The organism is Methanophagales archaeon (genome assembly GCA_021159465.1).
Lineage (GTDB): Archaea > Halobacteriota > Syntropharchaeia > Alkanophagales > Methanospirareceae > G60ANME1.
Genome location: JAGGRR010000257.1, coordinates 1 through 4,286 on the forward strand (window position 1 = coordinate 1; position 4,286 = coordinate 4,286).

The following is a 4,286-nucleotide window of genomic DNA, read 5'->3' on the forward strand; positions in this document are numbered from 1 at the left end:
GGCATGAACACGCATGGCTGGATGTCACCGTTTTCTTCTATGGAGCAGTATATCCGCCCGGCACCGCATCCGCCAATGAACTCAGTAAGAGCCTTTGCACCTTCACGATACTCGGCTGGAAGTTCAAGGTCAGCGAAATGAGTGGGAGAAATCTTAGCTCCTGCGTTTTTCAATGCGCTGGATAGTGAAATGCGGGCGTAACACGGCGAGGTCGTGACTATTTGCATATCCCCTTTTTGCCATTCGCGGTAAAGGAAATTCATGAGGTCTTCCCGCTCCTCCGGTCCAAGGTCTTCTTCCACTATCTCGCGACCCCTGCCGGTGGGCACGAAGCTGAAGACAATAAACCGGTCTACCTGCAGTTCCCTTGCAAGTTCCACCATCTCTGCCATCACGCCTATATTATGGTGTGTAGCTGTGGTAGCGAGTCCAACCGTGAGTCCAGCATCCTTAGCGTTTTTTAGACCCGTAATAGCCCTATCGAAAGCGCCTTTTACGCCTCTAAAGGCATCGTGTATCTCCGCCGTCGGACCGTCAATGCTCACCTCCACGTATCCTATCCCCGCATCTTTCATGCGTTCCGCCATTTTTGGCGTTATAAGCGTTCCGTTTGTAGCTACGGTGAGGTAAAAACCCTTAGAAGATGCATACTCCGCCACGGGTAACAGATGCCTGTTCATGAGTGGCTCGCCACCTGAGAACGATATAGCAGCAACACCCGCTTCATCAAGCTGGTCCACGACTTCCATCTTCTCCCCGAGCGTGAGTTCGTCCGGTGCAGGATGCGGAGTAGCGGACGCATAGCAGTGCTTACACCTGAGATTGCATTCGCTCGTGAAGTTCCAGACGACGAGAAAAGGCGCGGATAGCCGCTGCGGCTTTGTTATGCCGTATTCCGCAATGCCACGAATTATAACACTGAACCCTTTTCTTATGTACGGGTCTTTTAGGAAGTCCTTCAGTGCCTGTGGTTCTACGCCGAGTGGAGCAGCACCCTTCTCTATCGCGGTAGCAACGACCTTAGCGTGAACTTTCTCCTTTACAGTCTTAGCCTCTTCAACACCCGCGTATATGCCAAGTGATCTGCTTATGCTCTTCGGTCTGGACAGTTTCTTCATTATGAATCTTGCAAAGGTGCTGTCCATTACCCTGTTCAGATAGGCTATTATCTCCGCTTCGTTCTGCAAAGCCTTATCCTTATTGTTCTTACCCATCTTTATCACCCTCCCCCCTCTATACCCTCTATACCCGTACCTGTACCTGTCTCAGCGACACTTTCCACTCTTTTCAAATACGCAATTGCACGCTCAACTTCATCACTGAGATGTTCAAGGTCTTTTGTTCCCTGAACAGCTTCGTAAAGCTGCTTGAGATGTGCCATAAGCTTCTCATGCTCCGCTTTTATCAGTTCCACGAAGTTCACATTCGCTATATACACGTTCTTTCTGGTGCTTCTAACCCGTTCCACCAGCCGCCACCTCATGAGCGTATTAAGATGGTATATGGTGGAGGAATAGGCGTAGTTAGTTCTTTTACTTATCTCTTCTGCAGATAGCGGTTCACGTGATGTAAGGAGCACAGCATAAACTGTGCTGCAGCCCTCACCGAAGCCCCAGTTCTTCATCATTAGCGCTTTCACACGCATGACCACGCGGTCCACGGTGGTTACATACTCGATTGACATAGTATTTATTATAATTATTGTATATATTATATTTTATCCCTTTAATATAAGTAAAGATTTATCTATCTTTGGGAGGTGCAAAAAAGCATGGAAGAAAAAGAGAGTGAGAGTGAAGTCTCAAAAGCTGTTAGAGAAGCGGTGGTGAAGGCGGCTGAGAAGGGTGAGGACATAAAAGAGAAAGTGGTTGAGATTACCCGAGATGCTGTTAAGAAGGCATTAGAGGGAGCTGAGGTTACACGAGAGAAAGTGGAATCCATAGCTAAAGGTGCGATGATAGGTGCAATCGAAGGCGCACAGAAGACAGAAGTGGGGGCTGCTGAGGTCACCAGAGGTGCTGCAGAGGGCATCATTGATGGCACGAAGCTGGCAGGTGTTAAAGCCGCTGACTTCGCGGAATATGCCGCAGAAGCTGCTCTTGATACCGCAAAAGAAGTGGGTGATAAAGCGGTAGAAGTGGTAAAGGATGTGGTAAAAGGTTTTTTTGGTGCTGTCAAAGAGATCTTAGAGAAGAAGAAGGACTGACAATGGCAAAATGCCGATTCGCACAATCGGCGTGGTAAGTCGCACGTATCGCCATATCAACCGCTATCGTGAGATCATCGCAATATTGGCGAAGTATGGTTTTGGTGAGATATTAGCGAAGCTGGAGTTACCAAAATATCTCAATTTCGGTAAGGGCAAAAGTAAACGTTTCATATTGGGTAAAACTGCTGCTGAGATAGCGACTGCTTCACGTTGGGCTCGGGTGCGAATGGCGCTGGAAGAGCTTGGACCCACTTTTGTTAAGTTTGGGCAGATTATGAGCACCAGACCGGATATGGTGCCGCGGGAGCTTATCGCCGAACTGGAGAAGCTTCAGGATAAAGTCCCTTCTTTTCCTACCGAAGATGCCCGGCGGATTATTGAGGAGGAATTGGGCAGTTCTATTAGCAGTCTTTTCAGTGACTTCTCTGATTCACCCATCGCATCCGCCTCTATTGCACAGGTGCATAAAGCGGTATTGCACGATGGAAAAGAAGTGGCAATCAAGGTTCAACGTCCTGGCATCGACCGAATCATTGAGACAGACCTGGAAATAATGCTCCATCTTGCCACACTTATCGAGAACCATTTCGAGAAGGAACTGGGCATTTGGGACCCTGTGAGCATAGTAAACGAATTTGCACGTGTAATCAGGAAAGAGCTGGACTTCAGAATCGAGGCGGCGCATATCGAGCGTTTTGCAACAAATTTCCAGACTGACACGATCATTCATGTGCCTCATGTCTATCGTGAATATTCCTCTGATAGGGTATTGACAATGGAGTTTATTGGCGGTCTAAAAGTCTCAGAAATCACAAAAGCAGTGTCAGGAGAAGAAGCTAAGGTTCGGAACTACGGAATTGACCCTAAAGTCGTGGCAGCACGAGGTGCGGATCTCGTTCTGAAACAGATATTTGAACACGGCTTCTTCCACGCAGACCCGCATCCGGGTAACATCAAGGTGCTGAGAGACAACATCATTTGCTTCCTTGACTACGGAATGATGGGTTCGCTGTCAGCACGCCATCGAGAAGCACTGGCTGACATCCTCATTGCGATAATAGAGAAAGACGCAACCAAAATCACGAGAACCATTTTGAAAATATCCGGGTACAGGTACATGCAGATAGGAGATAATGAGAAGTTAGAATTCGACATCGCCGAACTTATCGAACTCTATGCCTACCGTCCACTTAAAGAATTAGAAATAGGAAATCTGCTACACCACATTGCGAGTGTGGTTGCAGAGTATCGGTTGAAAGTGCCACCAGACTTCTATCTGCTTGCAAAAGCTCTGGTGACCATTGAAGGCGTGGGTAAGGAACTGGACCCCGAATTTAATGCCATAGAACACGCTGAACCGTTCGCCAAGAAGTTAATCTGGGCACGTATGAGCCCCCGGAGGTTAATCAAGGATCTCTATCTCTCTGCTCTTGAAGCACGCCTGCTATTGCGTGACCTCCCTACTGAGGCACGAGACATATTGGCACGGATACAGCAGGGCGAGATAAAGATAAAATTTGAGCATGAAGGGCTTAATCCAATGCTTGAAACCATCGACCGGACGAGCAATCGCATGGTTTTTGCCATTGTTTTAGCTTCGCTCGTGATAGGTTCTTCTCTTATAGTTCTTTCTGGTGTTCCACCGAAATGGCACGAAATCCCGATTATTGGCATCGTTGGCTTTCTTGCAGCAGGAATAATAGCTTTTGGACTTTTATTTTCCATTTTGCGGCATGGAAGGATGTAAAAAACTCATCATAGCCTCGCCAGTAGATACACTCTTAGCTCTTAGCTCTTAGCTCTGAGCATGATGGTACAGATAGGAGCTTTCTGGCATAATTTAATAATATGCATACAACTATTTAGGAATAGGAGAAGACCATGAGTAGCAAAGAGCTTATAAAAAACATCTCCTTCTCGGAAGTAGGTGAATCAGGAAAACAAATGCCAATGGATGAACTCAGAGAATATCAGGTAAATGTGGGTATTCACCTATCACATCATCGCTTGAAGATTCTGAAATATTTGACGAAACACCGAACACATCCAACCGTTGATATAATTTACAAGAATCTTT

General features: G+C 46.9%; 5 protein-coding genes. 3 read left to right on the top strand and 2 right to left on the bottom strand.

Annotation, left to right across the window (positions count from 1 at the left end; translation table 11 throughout):
- On the bottom strand, window positions 1-1,223 hold a 1,223-nt coding region (locus J7J01_10490), incomplete at its 3' end, for a radical SAM protein (GenBank protein ID MCD6211286.1).
- Entirely contained in the window at window positions 1,220-1,684 is a 465-nt protein-coding gene (locus tag J7J01_10495; protein MCD6211287.1) for a helix-turn-helix domain-containing protein, read from the bottom strand. The genes J7J01_10490 and J7J01_10495, both read right to left, overlap by 4 nt.
- A gap of 87 nt (window positions 1,685-1,771) precedes the next feature.
- Between J7J01_10495 and J7J01_10500 the strand changes: the two genes are divergently transcribed.
- From J7J01_10500 to J7J01_10510, 3 genes are all read left to right on the top strand, one after another.
- A complete protein-coding gene (locus J7J01_10500; protein ID MCD6211288.1) occupies window positions 1,772-2,206 on the top strand; it encodes a hypothetical protein in 435 nt (144 codons plus the stop codon).
- A 10-nt stretch (window positions 2,207-2,216) separates the two neighbouring features.
- Window positions 2,217-3,956: a hypothetical protein gene (locus tag J7J01_10505; protein ID MCD6211289.1), complete on the top strand. Its 1,740-nt coding sequence runs from the start codon at window positions 2,217-2,219 to the stop codon at window positions 3,954-3,956.
- A gap of 134 nt (window positions 3,957-4,090) precedes the next feature.
- Window positions 4,091-4,286, top strand: a 196-nt coding sequence (locus J7J01_10510; protein ID MCD6211290.1) for a hypothetical protein, incomplete at its 3' end; no start/stop codon positions are given.